Origin of the sequence: Shewanella livingstonensis, assembly GCF_003855395.1 — a bacterium.
GTDB classification, from domain to species: Bacteria; Pseudomonadota; Gammaproteobacteria; order Enterobacterales; family Shewanellaceae; genus Shewanella; species Shewanella livingstonensis.
The window spans coordinates 4,622,925-4,637,903 of record NZ_CP034015.1; the positions used below are offsets into that span (position 1 = coordinate 4,622,925).

15 protein-coding genes are annotated in these 14,979 nt (G+C 40.8%); 8 read left to right on the forward strand and 7 right to left on the reverse strand.

All coding sequences use genetic code 11. The features are described 5' to 3' along the window. Window positions 1-66: 66 nt before the first annotated feature. Window positions 67-555: a MarR family winged helix-turn-helix transcriptional regulator gene (locus tag EGC82_RS20205; protein WP_124732342.1), complete on the reverse strand. Its 489-nt coding sequence runs from the start codon at window positions 553-555 to the stop codon at window positions 67-69. Between the two features lie 161 nt (window positions 556-716). On the opposite strand from EGC82_RS20205, the gene EGC82_RS20210 reads away from it, so the two are divergent. Next, window positions 717-1,610: a DMT family transporter gene (locus EGC82_RS20210; RefSeq protein WP_124732343.1), complete on the forward strand. Its 894-nt coding sequence runs from the start codon at window positions 717-719 to the stop codon at window positions 1,608-1,610. Between the two features lie 100 nt (window positions 1,611-1,710). On the opposite strand, the gene EGC82_RS20215 is transcribed toward EGC82_RS20210, so the two are convergent. The 3 genes from EGC82_RS20215 to EGC82_RS20225 form a co-directional block, all read right to left on the reverse strand. Further along, a complete protein-coding gene (locus EGC82_RS20215) occupies window positions 1,711-3,234 on the reverse strand; it encodes an ABC-2 transporter permease (protein ID WP_124732344.1) in 1,524 nt (507 codons plus the stop codon). Beyond that, window positions 3,234-4,139, reverse strand: a complete 906-nt coding sequence (locus EGC82_RS20220; RefSeq protein WP_124732345.1) for an ABC transporter ATP-binding protein — start codon at window positions 4,137-4,139, stop codon at window positions 3,234-3,236. The genes EGC82_RS20215 and EGC82_RS20220 overlap by 1 nt, the downstream gene beginning before the upstream one ends. A gap of 222 nt (window positions 4,140-4,361) precedes the next feature. Next, window positions 4,362-4,877, reverse strand: coding sequence for a hypothetical protein (locus EGC82_RS20225; RefSeq protein WP_124732346.1), 516 nt, complete (start codon window positions 4,875-4,877; stop codon window positions 4,362-4,364). A 353-nt stretch (window positions 4,878-5,230) separates the two neighbouring features. On the opposite strand from EGC82_RS20225, the gene EGC82_RS20230 reads away from it, so the two are divergent. Next, a complete protein-coding gene (locus EGC82_RS20230) occupies window positions 5,231-5,857 on the forward strand; it encodes an excalibur calcium-binding domain-containing protein (protein WP_164839173.1) in 627 nt (208 codons plus the stop codon). A gap of 176 nt (window positions 5,858-6,033) precedes the next feature. Here EGC82_RS20230 and EGC82_RS20235 read toward each other — a convergent pair whose 3' ends face one another. Beyond that, complete coding sequence (locus EGC82_RS20235; RefSeq protein WP_124732348.1) at window positions 6,034-7,038, reverse strand: AraC family transcriptional regulator; 1,005 nt, start codon at window positions 7,036-7,038, stop codon at window positions 6,034-6,036. Between the two features lie 230 nt (window positions 7,039-7,268). Here EGC82_RS20235 and EGC82_RS20240 point away from each other — a divergent pair, with 230 nt between their 5' ends. The 4 genes from EGC82_RS20240 (at window position 7,269) to EGC82_RS20255 (ending at window position 11,184) form a co-directional block, all read left to right on the forward strand. Further along, window positions 7,269-8,735 carry a flavin-containing monooxygenase gene (locus EGC82_RS20240; RefSeq protein WP_124732349.1) on the forward strand — a complete coding sequence of 489 codons (1,467 nt, stop codon included), beginning with the start codon at window positions 7,269-7,271 and terminating at the stop codon, window positions 8,733-8,735. A gap of 89 nt (window positions 8,736-8,824) precedes the next feature. Continuing rightward, on the forward strand, window positions 8,825-9,595 hold the full coding sequence (locus EGC82_RS20245; protein ID WP_124732350.1) for an SDR family oxidoreductase: 771 nt from the start codon (window positions 8,825-8,827) through the stop codon (window positions 9,593-9,595). Window positions 9,596-9,640: 45 nt separating this feature from the next. Further along, window positions 9,641-10,747: an alpha/beta hydrolase gene (locus tag EGC82_RS20250; protein WP_124732351.1), complete on the forward strand. Its 1,107-nt coding sequence runs from the start codon at window positions 9,641-9,643 to the stop codon at window positions 10,745-10,747. A gap of 158 nt (window positions 10,748-10,905) precedes the next feature. After that, window positions 10,906-11,184 (forward strand): DNA polymerase III subunit epsilon, encoded by a 279-nt coding sequence (locus EGC82_RS20255; protein WP_124732352.1) that lies wholly within the window; start codon window positions 10,906-10,908, stop codon window positions 11,182-11,184. 285 nt (window positions 11,185-11,469) lie between these two features. Here the strand turns inward: EGC82_RS20255 and EGC82_RS20260 are convergent, their stop codons facing one another. Continuing rightward, window positions 11,470-12,219, reverse strand: coding sequence for a class I SAM-dependent DNA methyltransferase (locus EGC82_RS20260; protein WP_124732353.1), 750 nt, complete (start codon window positions 12,217-12,219; stop codon window positions 11,470-11,472). Window positions 12,220-12,526: 307 nt separating this feature from the next. Here EGC82_RS20260 and EGC82_RS20265 point away from each other — a divergent pair, with 307 nt between their 5' ends. Then, the gene (locus EGC82_RS20265) at window positions 12,527-13,276 is read left to right on the forward strand and encodes an IS5 family transposase (protein ID WP_124011573.1); all 750 of its coding nucleotides are present in this window, start codon (window positions 12,527-12,529) and stop codon (window positions 13,274-13,276) included. A 317-nt stretch (window positions 13,277-13,593) separates the two neighbouring features. Here the strand turns inward: EGC82_RS20265 and EGC82_RS20270 are convergent, their stop codons facing one another. Further along, window positions 13,594-13,995, reverse strand: a complete 402-nt coding sequence (locus tag EGC82_RS20270) for a hypothetical protein (protein ID WP_164839174.1) — start codon at window positions 13,993-13,995, stop codon at window positions 13,594-13,596. A gap of 320 nt (window positions 13,996-14,315) precedes the next feature. Between EGC82_RS20270 and EGC82_RS20275 the strand changes: the two genes are divergently transcribed. Beyond that, a complete protein-coding gene (locus tag EGC82_RS20275; RefSeq protein WP_124732355.1) occupies window positions 14,316-14,804 on the forward strand; it encodes a TIGR00645 family protein in 489 nt (162 codons plus the stop codon). Window positions 14,805-14,979 lie beyond the last annotated feature (175 nt).

The following is a 14,979-nucleotide window of genomic DNA, read 5'->3' on the forward strand; positions in this document are numbered from 1 at the left end:
TCTACAACACAAACAAAAACGGCCAGTATCTTAGATACTGGCCGTTTTTTGCGTTTCTAATCATGATTAATCACCTTCAAAACCCGTTAACCACGTTTTGAGTAATTGGTTTAACGCTGGAACGTCTGAGTCAGGCAGGCTTTTGACTAATTTATGCTGAATAAGTACATGTTGTTCTATCGCTTCATCAATTACCGCGAGGCCTTTTTTAGTCAAACCAACGGAAACGCTGCGTCTATCTTCTGTACTGTGTACTCGGGCAATTAAATGTTTCGATTCCAATTTATCTAACCGATTGGTCATTGCGCCAGAGGTGAGCATCATCGACGACAATAACCCTGAAGGCGTTAACGTATAAGGCTGACCTGCACGCCTTAATGTCGCTAGCACATCAAACTCCCCCATGGTCAGGTCAAACTGTTTATGACAAGCAGAGATCTCAGCTTCGATATGTTTTTGTAAACGTAAAAAACGCCCAAGTATCGCCATTGGCGCGGTATCTAAATGTGGTTTTTGTTCACCCCATTGCGCTACTACTCTATCGATATCCTCCATACATCACCCTTATAATTAGCCATTCAATACACACGTTAAAACCTTAACGTAAAGATACTTCATAAAAAGGTACTTTACAAAAATAACTTAACGGTCCAGAATTAGCACTTATCTTTATATAAAGATATTTAACGAAAAGGTATTTAATATAAAGGTAGTTTATGAATATTTTACTCGCCATGATCCCAGCATTCTTTTGGGGTACCACTTATGCGATGACCCAGCTCACTTTACCTGACTGGCCAGCGTTATTACTTGGTGCCCTGCGCGCATTACCCGCTGGACTGATATTATTAGCCATTAAGCCAAGTAAACCAAAGCAAGCCGACTGGTCTATTTTAATCAAACTCGGCGCGATTAATATTGCAGTGTTTTTCAGTTTAATATTTATTATGGCACTCACACTGCCGTCAGCTATTTCGGGTATTGGAATGATTTCAGTGCCGGTTTTCGCGATGCTATTTCATTGGGTAAACAGCAAAAAACGCCCTAATCTGCTACAAGCCTTTTCTGGTGCGATGTTAATTGGCCTAGCATGGATGCTATTTGATCCCAGTACGATTAGTTTAAATCCTATTGGATTAATGGCGATGCTGGCCGCCATCAGTTGCATTATTGTCGGCAGCACAATAACCAAAGCGCTGGGTTCTCGTATTCATTGGTGGACCATATTGACCTGGCAGTTGATCATCGGAGGGACATTATTGCTGGTAGCCTCAGGTATTCAGGCATTATTTTCACCTGAACAATATATCAATGTGGTAAACCAATTTAGCCTGACTAATGGTTTTGGCATCAGCTGGATAATTTTACTCAACACCGTACTCGGTTACAGTATGTATGTGTGGTTGCTGCAACGTATGTCGGTAGTCGACTTTACTTTTGGCGGCATTGCTAACCCAATCGCGGGTATCGTCTGTGGATTAGTATTAATGGGCGAGTCATACACACCGCATCAATATCTGTTAATGAGCGGGATGATTTTAGCCTCTATCGCGCCAACCTTGATCCAGTTATTTCGTCAACGAATACGCAACCCGACTGCTAGCGTTTAACCATAACGGAGCAATGAATGTCGGTGGCAGAGTAACTAGTTTACTCTGCCACTGTTAATCCCTGTTCACCTCAATAGTAACTAGCGTTAATTAGCGTTAATTAGCGAGTGTTTTTAGCGCCTACGGTGAGTAATAGCAAACCGACTGAAATAGTCGCAATAACATAAGGCATTCCCGCCTGCCAACTGGCTTGGCTGTTGACCCCAAAAAAGTCGACATAAAGCGCCATTTGAATCGGCCCTAGGTACCAAATTGTAGGATAAAGTACTTCAAACATACGCTTTGTGCCACTGAACGCCCCACAAAAATAAGCCAGCGATACTGTAAATGAAATGGCAATAATCAATTGCAGCAGCAACATCCACTCAGCCATCACCATAAAGCGCACTATGCCGGCCAAACTTGCCATTGCCAGTAAAATCCAAGCAGCTGAATAACTCGCCACCGTTTGTAACTTTGATGATTGCTTACTGTAAGCCATTAGCTCTAAGGTATTCGATTGTTTTTCTAATTGCCCCAATGGTGATATCACTAACACACACCACAACCAGGCAAGAGGCAACAATATGCCCACCAGCAATTGCTGGCTAATAAACACCTGAATAATATTCAAAATAATTAAGCCAATAAACCAAAAAATCGACTGACTTTTTAGCATTAATTTGAGCTCTAAACGCAGTAAGCGGGTAAAGGCGAAGTGCTGGGTGATAAAGGCAAACAGCCTATCCAGTGGAATGGCTAATTGGCGACTCAATTTGCGGCTTAACCATGGGGGTTGTTGGCTTACACTCATAGTTTGCTGGCTAAATCGGTCGAAAAATATATAGGCAAATACCAAACAAATGAGGCTAATAAATAGTAAGGGTAACACTCCCAAAAGGTGCGCGAATGAAGGCTCAATACCTTGCCATACAAAGGTATTAACTTCACGATTAACGCTAACACCTATGTTAGTTGTCCCCTGCGATAACGGAAAACGTGCTGCCACTTGTGCATCTAATTGATCAAGCAAGTTTCCAATACCTGAAACGCTTTCAATCGTTTGCACAATCGAACCTATCCAGATAAAAAAATACACCAGATTGCCTAGCCCGCCTTTCAGCCATGTAACTGACTCAAACATTAGCGCAATCGACGCGATAGCCAATAGCAGAGGTAAAACAAATACCAATTGCGGCCACGCTAATGCCCAAAGGTCTATTTGATAACTTTCGCCATAATACAGCTGGATCAATACTGTACTGCATAGCATAACCAGTACGATTGACACCAAAATCAATACATTAACCCACCACTTCGATAATAAAAATGTATGCTTACTTACAGGCGTGGCGGCTATTAATTCACAGGTCATTGATTGGCGATCTAATTCAAGCGCATTTTTAACCAAGTAAAAGCAAATTATCGGTAAAAACATCACATTCAACATCGCTAAACACACCCCAAGCCAAGCACTGTTGTATATGCCGCGGTAACCATTTATCACTAATGTTTGATATTGAGCATCCGCTGATGGGAAAAATAATAGCGTTAAAACCGACATCGCTAATAACACGACAGCATAGCTTTGTTGACGAGTACGCTGTTTAAAGTCAGCAATAATACATTGCCACATTCTATTCATTAACTTGCCCTCGCTATACCTGCTTGCGGCTGTTGCATGCTGGTAAAATAAAGATAAGCATCTTCTAGTGACGGGGGTCTTGCTGTGGCTCTAGCATCTGGACAATGGTCGGCTACAATATTGAGCACTACGTTATTTTGTTTACGCACACTGTGGCTAACAATAAACTCATGCTGAATGTGTTTAAGCTCGTTAAAGTCTGTGGTTAATTGCCAACATTTATTGGTCATTTTTTGTAGCAGACTATTGGGGCTGTCCGATTGGATAAGCTGTCCCGCATTCATTATCGCAATATGATTAGCAATAGACTCAACATCTGCGACAATATGCGTTGAAAAAATAATGCATCGTTCACCCGCTAGTTCAGTTAATAGCTGCCGAAAGTTAGCTCGCTCATGCGGATCTAACCCCACTGTCGGTTCATCAATAATCAGTAATTTGGGATCATTGAGTAATGCCTGCGCAATACCGATACGCTGCTTCATCCCACCGGAGTAGCCTTTTAGTGGCATATTGGCTACGTGAGTTAAATTGAGTTTATTAATCAACTCGGCAATGACTTGATGTGCCTTTGATTGAGTTAAACCTTTTAGGCTAGCAATGTAGTGCAAAAACTCGATAGCAGATAACTGATCATATACGCCAAAATACTGCGGTAAGTAACCCAATTCATTGCGTAATACTTGCGGCGATTTAACAATGTCTTGCCCTTGCCATAAGATTTTGCCGGCAGTGGGCTTGATAATGGTTGCCAGAATGCGCATTAAGCTAGATTTTCCTGCACCATTTGGCCCAAGTAATCCTAAAATTCCCGGCTTAATGTTTAATGATAACGCGTTAATGGCCAGTTTAGCGGTTTTGCCACTGTGGTATTGATGACTCAGTGATTGAATATCCAATTGCATAATATTGCTCTTCCTAGTTGAGTTGGAAGATGATTAGCAAGTATTAGACCACAATTTATTTCCTTAATATTCAACAACTTATTTTAATCTAATATTATATTGCTTGTATGCTGGTTATATATTCATTTTTAGATTCACTAATGTGACGGTTCTCACTACTTATTAGTCAGTTAACCAGGGTCAGCGATTAAACGTTTACCCTGGCCGACTTTTTAACGCAATTTAAAGCAAAGCTCTTAACTGATTGAGTGCATCTACAGAGAAGCCTTGGTCATAAAAGTAAATCACGTTACCTTGCTCATTGAGTAACACGACTCGAGTATTATTAGGATTTTCATTACCGGTAAAGGCTTGTACTTGGTCGCCATCTTTATAGATGGTGACCACACCTTTCCATAATGGTTTAGGTATGCCTGCACGCATGCCATTATTAATCAGAGGACTGAACATTCTAGGAAACAATCCCTGAATGGTCGGAACTTCATATACCGCTACTTTCGTTTCGGTCATGTCTAAACCTATCAACCAGCGATCAATATCAAACTGAGAGTCCTGTTTATATCCAATTAGTAATAACGCCACCTCACCTTTTAAGTCATCAGGTAAGGTCATAGACTTTTCTTCAAGGTTTTGCCCTGACACAGACGGGAAAGCTTGCCCTGTAATAGCCTGATTTGGATAGCTAGTGCTACAAGCACTAAGTAGCAATAAACTTACAATAATCATTACATAACGCATGGTTAAGTCCTTTTTTGATAAATACTAAGGCCTTTTATACGCAGTTAAGCGGCAAAAGGATTCTTTTAAGATAATCTAGGGTTTCATTTACTTCAGCTCAAACATAACGACCTAAACTCTTTTAAGACCGAGATATAGTTAACGCAATCATCAACTGACTCAATGTGATTCGCCGGAGTAAAGTCTACTTCAAATTTTATCAGCTTACTGATTATGTTAATCAAACATCTAGCTTACATACTGAAAAATTAGTTATTATGTCGTTAACTTTACAAGATGATTTATGATAATTAAATTAACACGTTAGATTAATACTTTACATTAACAAATAACCATTAGGGAATAGTATCGCCATGGAACGAGGCACGTTAGTTCGTTGGAATGATGAAAAAGGCTTTGGTTTTATTAAACCAGAAACAGGTAATGATAAAGATGTCTTTATTCATATATCAACCTTAAAGCACATGGCCAGAAAGCCCATGATTGGCGATGAGATACTATTTCATCGCGAAAACCAGCCCGATGGTAAAGTCAAAGCCGTAAAAGCCAGTATTGAAGGCATTGCGGTGGTGTCTAACACCATTCGTACAACTTCCCACGCCACTAAGCACAATCGAAATAATCAATCTTATAACCACTCTCATAATCATCAACAGCATCATTCAAGATCACGGGTTAACCGCATAATCCTAATAATGATCATTCTGGGTTTGGCTTTTTCGGGCTTCAAACAATATCAACAGATGAATACTACGCCAGTACTCACTAATAAAGATGTTGAACAGATGAATGTTACGCCAACAGTGTCAAAACCAAACGTTATTATTCAACAATCCCAGTTTCAGTGTGAAGCCGGTAAAACTCACTGTAGCCAGATGCGCTCTTGTGCTGAAGCGACCTATTACATCCGTCATTGCCCAGGAACTGAAATGGATGGTGATGGCGATGGAGTCCCATGCGAAAGGCAGTTCTGTAATTAAGTATTAAGTATTAAGTATTAAGACAAGGTTAGCAGTATATTCTGGCGCAACAACACCTAAAACCAAGCTCTTAGTTTAGGTGTTGAACGAAGCCGCTCTGCGGCAGAAAAGATAAAAACACATATTTAGCCCCATCATAAATACTTACTAGATCCTGCCTATCTAGGCAGTGACTATTACTGTTTTTTTGCCAGCTTGCGATACTGGCTTGGAGTCATTTTTTTGCAGCGCTTAAAGCTATGACTAAAATTGGCCCCATCACTAAAACCAAGTCGCTCAGCTATTTCATCCAATTGCATCGGCGTTAATAATAACGCTTCGGCTATGCCAAAACGCACATCGTCACGCACCTGGCGCCAACTGGTTTGTTCTAGTGTTAGTTGACGATGCAAAGTGCGAGTCGTTCGAGCTAAATGCTGGGCGATATCTTCCATTGATGCTGTTAAGCCTAAGTGTACTAAGGTGTCTTTTACCAACTTAGCAACAGGTTTCCAGTTTTGCTTTTGTTGCAGTAGCTGGTTGCATTGCGCCTCACATAATCTGGCGGTGGCTTCATTGGCTTTTAATAATGGCAGATCTAATAGCGGTGCTAATCCAGTAAAACCGTTATAACTAGCATTGAATTGGATCTCAGCACCCAGTTTTTGCTTTATATCTTCGAATGACAAGCCTGCGGGCTGAGGCGACGTAAATTGTAATTTTATCGGTAAGTCGTTACTTTCAAATACTTCTCGTTGGATCATTGCAGCGCCCAACATGTCTCTGACTAACACCAGTTCACCTAACTCACCAGGAATGTCGCATGAGAACCTTAGAGATAAATCATCTTTAAGCTCAGTTAGTGTTATCTGTGAAAAAACATAGGTTAAATCTAGATAACGTAAGCCTAATTCAATCGCCTTTCTCGCAGTGCTGCTCGCCAATAGAGCATAGCCCATGATGCCATAACTGGTCAGGTGATAACGGCAGCCTAACTCCATGCCAACCTTGAATGGGCATGGAGTATTGAGCATGAGGTTATTTAACACCTGTAATTCTTGTTTTTCTTCAACCAGTTGCTCGTGGTCAGTTAATTGGGCCCCCGTCAAACCTGACCCTTGCAGCAACCGCGCTTGCTCAATTCCCAGCTCAATGCCATAGGACACAATAATTTGCACACTGGTAATGCTGCGAAATGTCATAACTTAAGGCTGCCATGTCTTAAAATCACAAATATACGTCCCTTTAGCGCGTAGATCAATGAACAATAGTTTCCTATGCTGGATAGATAATACAACTTGTTAACAACTGTTGAATGATCCGCTATCGAAAAATTAATGCTCAACGTAACAAGTAAAAATAGAGATGGCTAATAACAAAAGCTAACAACCAAGCTCATTAATAAATAACCATAACAAGAATAGAGGGCATCATGACCCAAGTTAAACGCAATCCTTCGATGGTGATCATTGGTGCCGGTATGACGGGTATCTTAATGGCCATAAAACTGCGCCAAGCCGGGATCACTGACATTGTGGTTCTAGAGAAAAAAGGCTCTGTTGGAGGCACATGGCGAGAAAATACCTACCCTGGAGCAGCCTGCGATGTGCCCGCTCATATGTATACCTATTCATTTGAACCCAATCCAAACTGGAGCCGCTTTTTTGCCCATGGACCAGAAATAAGACAATACTTTGAACATGTTGCTGATAAATATGACGTAAAACGGGATATACGCTTTAACGAAGCGGTTACCGACGCCCAATATGCCAATGGAAAATGGACCGTCAAAACAAACAAAGGTGAAACCTACATTGCCGATTTTATGGTATGTGCCACCGGCATTTTACATCATCCGCAATTCCCAAATATTGCTGGGCTAGACGATTTTAAAGGCGCGAAATTTCATACTGCACAATGGGATCATAGTGTCGAGATATCAGCTAATACTCGTGTTGGGGTGATAGGTACTGGGTCAACGGCCGCACAAGCCATACCCGAATTGATTAAAACCGGTGCTAAGGTTTCAGTTTTTCAGCGTACTCCACAATGGTTAATGCACCTGCCCGATTTTACCTTTTCAAAAACCAGCCGAAAGTTAATGGCTCGCTTTCCCATCATCACCAAAATTCATCGCAATACCGGCAAGTTTTTTTTAGAGCATTTTTTTACCAAAGCCGTCACCGGCCAGTTTATCCAAAAACATCTGTTGAGCTTTTTATGTAAAGCAAACTTACGATTAAGTATTAAAGACAAAGTATTACGTGAAAAGCTTCGTCCTCATTATCAAGTCGGTTGCAAGCGAGTCATTATCAACAGCACATTTTATAAAGGCATTCAAAAGCACAATGCTGAGTTAATAACAGAGGGTATAGAGCGAATTACCGAAACCGGCATTATCACTAAAGACGGTAAACACCATGAGCTAGACGTATTGGTGTTATCGACCGGTTTTAATGCATTTAATTTTATGCGCCCAATGAATCTCATTGGGCGTAACAATTTGCACATTGATAAAGCCTGGGCTCATAAAATCAAAGCATATCGATCAATGTTACTCAGCGATTACCCTAACTTCTTTTTAATGCTCGGCCCCAACACACCTATTGGTAACTTCTCCGTTATCGCCATGAGCGAGGTTCAAACTGACTACGTGATCAAATTGATTGATAAATGGCGAGAGCATGAATTTGATGAGTTTGAAGCTAAACTACAAGCCATTGACGATTTTAACGCCTACATAAAGGAAGGATTAAAGGGCACTAGCTGGGTTGGAGGATGCCAAAGTTGGTATTTAGATGCCGATGGCGACCCTATTTTATGGCCATACACCTGGCAGCGTTGGGTTGATGAAATGCAACAGCCGCAGATGGAACACCTTAATACCCGATCATTTTAGTTAGCTTATCCACCTTTTCACCCTTACATATCCACCCGTATTGATTCACTCGTGCTGATTGACTCATACTAGAAACAACCAGGTTTATGATGAATAAAAATACTATATTTATTACCGGCGCAGCTTCCGGCATTGGCTTAGCGACGGCAAAACACTTTCACAAAAAGGGCTATTGGGTCGGTATGGCCGACATCAATTTGGCGCAATTAACACAGGCCACCGAAATATGGGATAGAACTCGAATAAGGTTGTTTCAACTGGATGTCAGTGATTTTTCACAAGTACAACACGCTATGGCTAAATTTTGTGCGGAACATAATAACTGCTTGGCGATATTAGTTAATAATGCCGGCATATTGGACATCGGTCCCTTTGAAGAAATCCCTATCGAACATCATCAACGCACATTAAGTGTCAATGTCATCGGGGTCATGAATCTGTGTCATGCTGCATGGCCCTATTTAAAAAATACCGGCACAAGTACTATTATCAACATGTCATCAGCCAGTAGCGATTATGGTGTACCAGAATTAGCCAGCTATTCGGCCAGTAAGTTTGCCGTAAAAGCCCTTACCGAGGCGCTGGAACTTGAGTGGCAAAAGTATGGCATTAGTGTATGCGATGTTATGCCACCTTTTGTGGCAACCAATATGCTTAAGGCACAGAAAAACAGCGCCAAAGTCATGCAACGACTCGGCGTGAATATCACCGCAGAACACGTAGTCGCAGTGATAGATAAACAGGTAAAACACCCTAAAACCCATAGAACAGTCAGTGTTTTTTATGGCCTATTGCATAGATTAAGTAACGTATCACCGGCATTTATCAATCGCCTAGCGATGAAGTGGCTAAGTCGATAAAACATGCGGTTCTAATCAGTTAACAATAATAAAAAGGCTATAGAAATGGATAACCTTAATAAACCAACATCATTGTCACAAGACAAATCAACAACTGACAAGCCATCACTAAACCAACCACTGCAAGGCGAGCCGCTACAAGCACCCAAGCTTGAAGCGAAACAATTAATGGTCGCCAAGTGGTTATCATTAGCGCCGCTATACAAGTTGCCAGTCACATTATTCAGATATGTATTTCTAGCGATGGACCGAGTACTGGGGCTGACTAAAATTGAAATGGATAAAGTGATCAATTTAACGGTTCCGGTGAGTACTGGCACTCCTCTTTTGGGCACTATTCCTTTGAACGAACATAGCGCCAGCGATAGCAGCCATACCATCGCCAACAGAATAAAGCTTCGCATCTACCATCCCAGCGCCACCAAACCGCAAAAAACCTTAGTGTACTTTCACGGTGGCGGCGGCGTTATTGGCAGTATTAACACTCACGATCACTTTTGCCGCTATCTGGCTAAACATGGCAACATGAACATTATCTCAGTCGGTTATCGATTGGCCCCAGAACATAAATTCCCCATCCCGATTTGTGATGCCATCGAAGCGTGGAACTATATCAACACCAACCATCAACAACTTAATATTAATCCACAACACATAGGCGTAGGTGGTGACAGCGCTGGAGGGTATTTAGCCTGTATCATCGGTTTACATTCACTGCAAACATCACTACCAGTACAGGCAAAAGTAACACCTGAATTTCAGTTTTTAATCTACCCAATGGTAGATTTACAAGGCTTAACCGAGTCTTATCGCCGTTTCAATAAACAGTTAATACTCACCCGCGATTTAATGGATTATTTCAGGCTGAAATATTTACACTCTCTCGACGAAGTCACTCTGCCATTAGTGAGTCCACTACAAGCAAAAGACATTAGCGAATCGCCAAAAAGTTACATCTTAACCCTAGGTTACGATCCATTAAGAGACGATGGCATTGCATATGCCCAGCGCCTAAAAGCGGCAGGCATCAATACACAACATCAGCATTTTGATGATTGCATGCATGGCTTTATTTCAATCACCAAACTAAGTGCGCGCGCTAAAAACGCTACTCATGATATAGCGCTGGCACTGAATAGCTTCAATGATTGATTAATGCAGAGAAAGTTTACTCAAACGTCACGTATTTCAAGCTAGCGCGGTAACTTATGCTAAAATGCGCCAATCAGCTTTATGAATGTGCAACAGTTCTCATTTGTTTGACTGAGTGTAGTGAAACCCTACCGTGATTAACTAATGAGGATACACCAATGAGCAAGTTAAATGCCGAAGAGCGTAAAGCTAGAGATAACGATCGTTTTTCAAAACGTGTTGATGAACGAAGAGTAAAGGGCGAAGATGTTGTTGCGTATGCACTTGCCAATGAAAAAGCGTTTAAATTTCTCACCAAAGATGAGAAATACAGCCTTAAAGAAAGACAAGCAGCACTTATAGAAGAAGTCAGCATTAAAAAACAGCAACAAGTTGAGCTTAAAAATCAGCAAGAATTAGACAAGGTTCAAGCTGAATTTACTGATACCGCACAGTAAAACCCCATCAACAGCCATTGTTAATGATGATGGCTGACCACATTCAAATACTTATTTTTATAAATTCTAGCCTATAAAAATCGGTATTTGAAAGCTGGTGAAGCTCCACAGGCATGCGACTAAATTGAATCCACTCACTCCAATTCGACTTTCGCAGTTTAATGGTCCATGTTTAAAAGTATTAGTCTGAACTACTTATTTATAGTCTAAAGATCAACGTTTCATTCCGGCTTATAAGCATTATCGCTTAAAAACCTTAGTGAATAGCAGCTAAAAACTTAACCACTAAATCTCACGTTTCGTACACACAAATAAGGCATTGCCAGATGCTAAATCCCAAGGGATGATTTTGTCGTAATCGTGTTCAAATATTTGAATATCGAAATACGGGCTTAACAATGCTTCAAGTTCAGTAAAACTGGTGGCGACCATCGCATGAGAATCTTGCCATAACTGCGTCGCATCAAACTGAGTTTTGCCAATACTTAGATTGAGCGATTGCATCTCACCTTCACCGCTGTAATGCCAACCCGATTCAAACACAAACTGACTATCTTCAAATTCGGCACTGTGCCTCACTAACGCCTTGTTATTGATTTTATGTTTATCAACGGTGTTAAAACAAAACAAGCCGCCGGTATTTAATGCTTTATGCACACTGGCAATACAGGCTTTAAGCCCCTCAATACCTGGTGAATAATGAATGGAATACAAAAAGCAGGTGATCAAATCGAGTTTTTCTTCTACATAAAACTCAGTCATGTTTTGCAAACTAAACTGCGCTTCAGGGCAACGACGCATAGCTATATCGAGCATGGGTTGGTTGATGTCGAGGCCACTACTTTGAAAACCTAAGTCGATAAAATGCCTTACATGAGGCCCCGTTCCACAGGCTAAATCTAAATGCTGTTTACCACTGTTACCCAAAAACTGATGCAAGCGCACTATACTATTGCTTTGCTGCAGGTAGTTAATGTCACAACACATTAAATCGTAATAACCGGACAAATCGGTATAAAGGGCATTGGTAGACATAAAGAGGGATCGGCGACATAGGCAAATTTAGGGTGGCGCATCATATATCAAATCGCACGATTGAGAAATAAGGAGTGAGAAATAAGCAATCAGAAATGAAAAATCGCTAACGACTAAAATCTAGCGAACCTTCATTCACAAAAATACTAAAAGAAGCCCAAAATACCGTTTAATAACAGGAAATTTTGGGTAATCATCAATGAATAAGCATTTTGTACTAGGGGCTGTTGATCTTTGTTTGAATTTTGTGCGAAGAAGGTAATCTCGTATAATTCACTTCGCCAAAAACAAATACAACGAGATTACCATGCCCCGATTAATGCTCACTGATGAGATGTGGTCGAAGCTAAAAGCTATTCTGCTTGATGATAGAGTTTATAACAAGCAAGAGCATCGATTTACGATGGAAGGGATCCTTTACCGATTGCGTGTCGGCTGCCCTTGGCGAGATTTACCTGAATATTTTGGCTTATGGAATACCATTTACCGTCGTTTTTTACTGTGGTCAAGAAAAGGTATTTTACTCAGGCTGTTCAAAACATTATCGACTAATAGTGATACTGAATGGGAATTTATTGATGGAAGTTATGTAAAAGCACATCAACACAGTTCAGGTGCATCATCTGATGAAAATCAAGCAATTGGGCTAAGTCGTGGTGGTAATACAAGCAAAATCCATCTCGCGGTAGATAGCTATGGTTTACCGATAGAATTCATTGTTACAGGTGGAGAAGTTCATGATAGTAAAGCAGCTAATGCCCTTATTGAACTGTTGCCACAAAGTCATTTTATTATTGCAGACAAAGGCTACGACAGTGAAGCGATTAGAGATAAAGTGCGTGAATGTGGTTCCAAGCCAGTGATCCCTAGAAGACAAAATTCGAAGCAAGGAAATGGAGATATCGATTGGTGTTTATACAAATATCGGCATTTAGTTGAAAATGCTTTTGCTCGGCTTAAGCATTTTAGAGCGATAGCGACCCGCTATGATAAATTGAAAATTAATTTTGAAAGCCTGCTGGCTCTAGCTTGCTCTATAATTTGGCTGCCAATGTGAAAGATCAACAGCCCCTAAACAGTTTAGGAAATAATTTATTGGGATCTCGCATGCCCCAAAAAAGTTTGCTTACATACACTTTCAGGGCACAAAGCCGTAAACCAGCCATAAAGTGTAGCTTCATACACTGTTGATTAGTTCTGCTATTAAAAAGCCTCAATACAATTAAATATCGAGGCTTTATAAAATAGTGTTGAAGCAACGCAGTTATTGCTGCTTTAAGTCAGATGAAACGTTAAAGCAGGCCCACTTACTCTCTCAACTGACTCACTCACTTAATCTCTCGCTAATCACAGATGGCGATCCCGCTAAAATGACTAACGTACCCATCGCATCAGCTCATTCGCATCTATTACTGCAAGCTGTCTTTTAGTTAGGCTTCCAGCTGAGTCAAAGAGGAATAGTTCAGTTACTCGTGCGTTATGCTTGGCGATAAACGCATCGCCCTCAGGCGTTGCTGTTCTAGCAAGCAGAAAGTACACGTTATCACCAAGATGAGACCGAGCTTCATTCATCTGCTCTGTTTGGGTGATACTTGAAACAAGGTTAGGATCATAGACAAATACTACCGCAGGTTTACCGGTACCGATTTGTTCAAGATTAGATGTAAACCCTTTGGGCATCAGCATTAGCAACAGCCCAAACAGCAATACTATGGATGCTATGACACTTATCGCAACCCAAGGCATTTTACGAGGTGCGTTGGCAGGTTTATCCATATTGATAGATCTCTCTTTTAAGTGTTGAAATACGTACCCAAGCAAAACAGTATAATCAATAAACCTGAGGCTTAGATTAAAAATGTCTGGGATGAATAGACAATAGGTGATTTAGACGGCAATAACGTTTACTCTGCCCTCACTAAATATCAACCACTAAAACCATAATGCAATACACTGTGCATTATGCAAAGTGTACAGGCAACACATCATCACGTGTACCGCTGCATGTCGGCGCTGTTAACGTTCATGTTGTTATTGTTTTAGAATGAGTGACTTGAGTTATTTCTACGTATTTTATCTGAAGGGTTAAATTTTTTATGGAAAAAGTGTTTGAAAGATTAATGTATGCATCGCGCTGGATTATGGCGCCGATTTATCTGGGATTAAGCCTAATCTTATTCGCCTTAGGCATAAAGTTCTTTCAAGAGATCTTTCATATTATCCCCAATATTTTCTCGATAAAAGAAGTCGATTTGGTGCTAATCACCCTATCGTTAATCGACATCACTTTAGTCGGTGGCCTACTCATCATGGTGATGTTTTCAGGTTACGAAAACTTCGTATCACAGCTTGATGTAGGCGAAAACAGCGAGAAACTCAGCTGGCTTGGCAAGATGGATGCCGGCTCGCTTAAAAACAAAGTCGCTGCATCTATAGTGGCGATTTCATCCATTCACCTACTTAAAGTCTTTATGAATGCCGAAAATATCGCGAACGACAAAATCATGTGGTATCTGCTCATCCACATCACCTTTGTATTATCGGCCTTCGCCATGGGATATTTGGATAAAATTACCCGCAAGTAATAGCAGAATTTAGTGGTGCTGACGGCATAGTTAAATAGTGGGGTAGAAAGTTAACTCTGCCCAACTTATTACTGAAGTCTCACAGGTTAGCAGGAATTAAGACGTTACAAGGTTTAATCAAGGATCCACAAGCATGCTATTAAATTTGTGGAGATCCCTCAGACTCTGCCCCAAC

Bases quoted from the DNA above. Each gene is read 5' to 3' on its own strand.
- EGC82_RS20210 (WP_124732343.1), top strand. From the start codon at position 717: ATGAATATTTTACTCGCCATGATCCCAGCATTCTTTTGGGGTACCACT.
- EGC82_RS20235 (WP_124732348.1), bottom strand. From the start codon at position 7,038: ATGACATTTCGCAGCATTACCAGTGTGCAAATTATTGTGTCCTATGGC.
- EGC82_RS20265 (WP_124011573.1), top strand. From the start codon at position 12,527: ATGCCCCGATTAATGCTCACTGATGAGATGTGGTCGAAGCTAAAAGCT.
- EGC82_RS20245 (WP_124732350.1), top strand. From the start codon at position 8,825: ATGAATAAAAATACTATATTTATTACCGGCGCAGCTTCCGGCATTGGC.
- EGC82_RS20230 (WP_164839173.1), top strand. From the start codon at position 5,231: ATGGAACGAGGCACGTTAGTTCGTTGGAATGATGAAAAAGGCTTTGGT.
- EGC82_RS20275 (WP_124732355.1), top strand. From the start codon at position 14,316: ATGGAAAAAGTGTTTGAAAGATTAATGTATGCATCGCGCTGGATTATG.
- EGC82_RS20225 (WP_124732346.1), bottom strand. From the start codon at position 4,877: ATGCGTTATGTAATGATTATTGTAAGTTTATTGCTACTTAGTGCTTGT.
- EGC82_RS20215 (WP_124732344.1), bottom strand. From the start codon at position 3,234: ATGAATAGAATGTGGCAATGTATTATTGCTGACTTTAAACAGCGTACT.
- EGC82_RS20260 (WP_124732353.1), bottom strand. From the start codon at position 12,219: ATGTCTACCAATGCCCTTTATACCGATTTGTCCGGTTATTACGATTTA.
- EGC82_RS20255 (WP_124732352.1), top strand. From the start codon at position 10,906: ATGAGCAAGTTAAATGCCGAAGAGCGTAAAGCTAGAGATAACGATCGT.
- EGC82_RS20270 (WP_164839174.1), bottom strand. From the start codon at position 13,995: ATGGATAAACCTGCCAACGCACCTCGTAAAATGCCTTGGGTTGCGATA.
- EGC82_RS20220 (WP_124732345.1), bottom strand. From the start codon at position 4,139: ATGCAATTGGATATTCAATCACTGAGTCATCAATACCACAGTGGCAAA.
- EGC82_RS20205 (WP_124732342.1), bottom strand. From the start codon at position 555: ATGGAGGATATCGATAGAGTAGTAGCGCAATGGGGTGAACAAAAACCA.
- EGC82_RS20250 (WP_124732351.1), top strand. From the start codon at position 9,641: ATGGATAACCTTAATAAACCAACATCATTGTCACAAGACAAATCAACA.
- EGC82_RS20240 (WP_124732349.1), top strand. From the start codon at position 7,269: ATGACCCAAGTTAAACGCAATCCTTCGATGGTGATCATTGGTGCCGGT.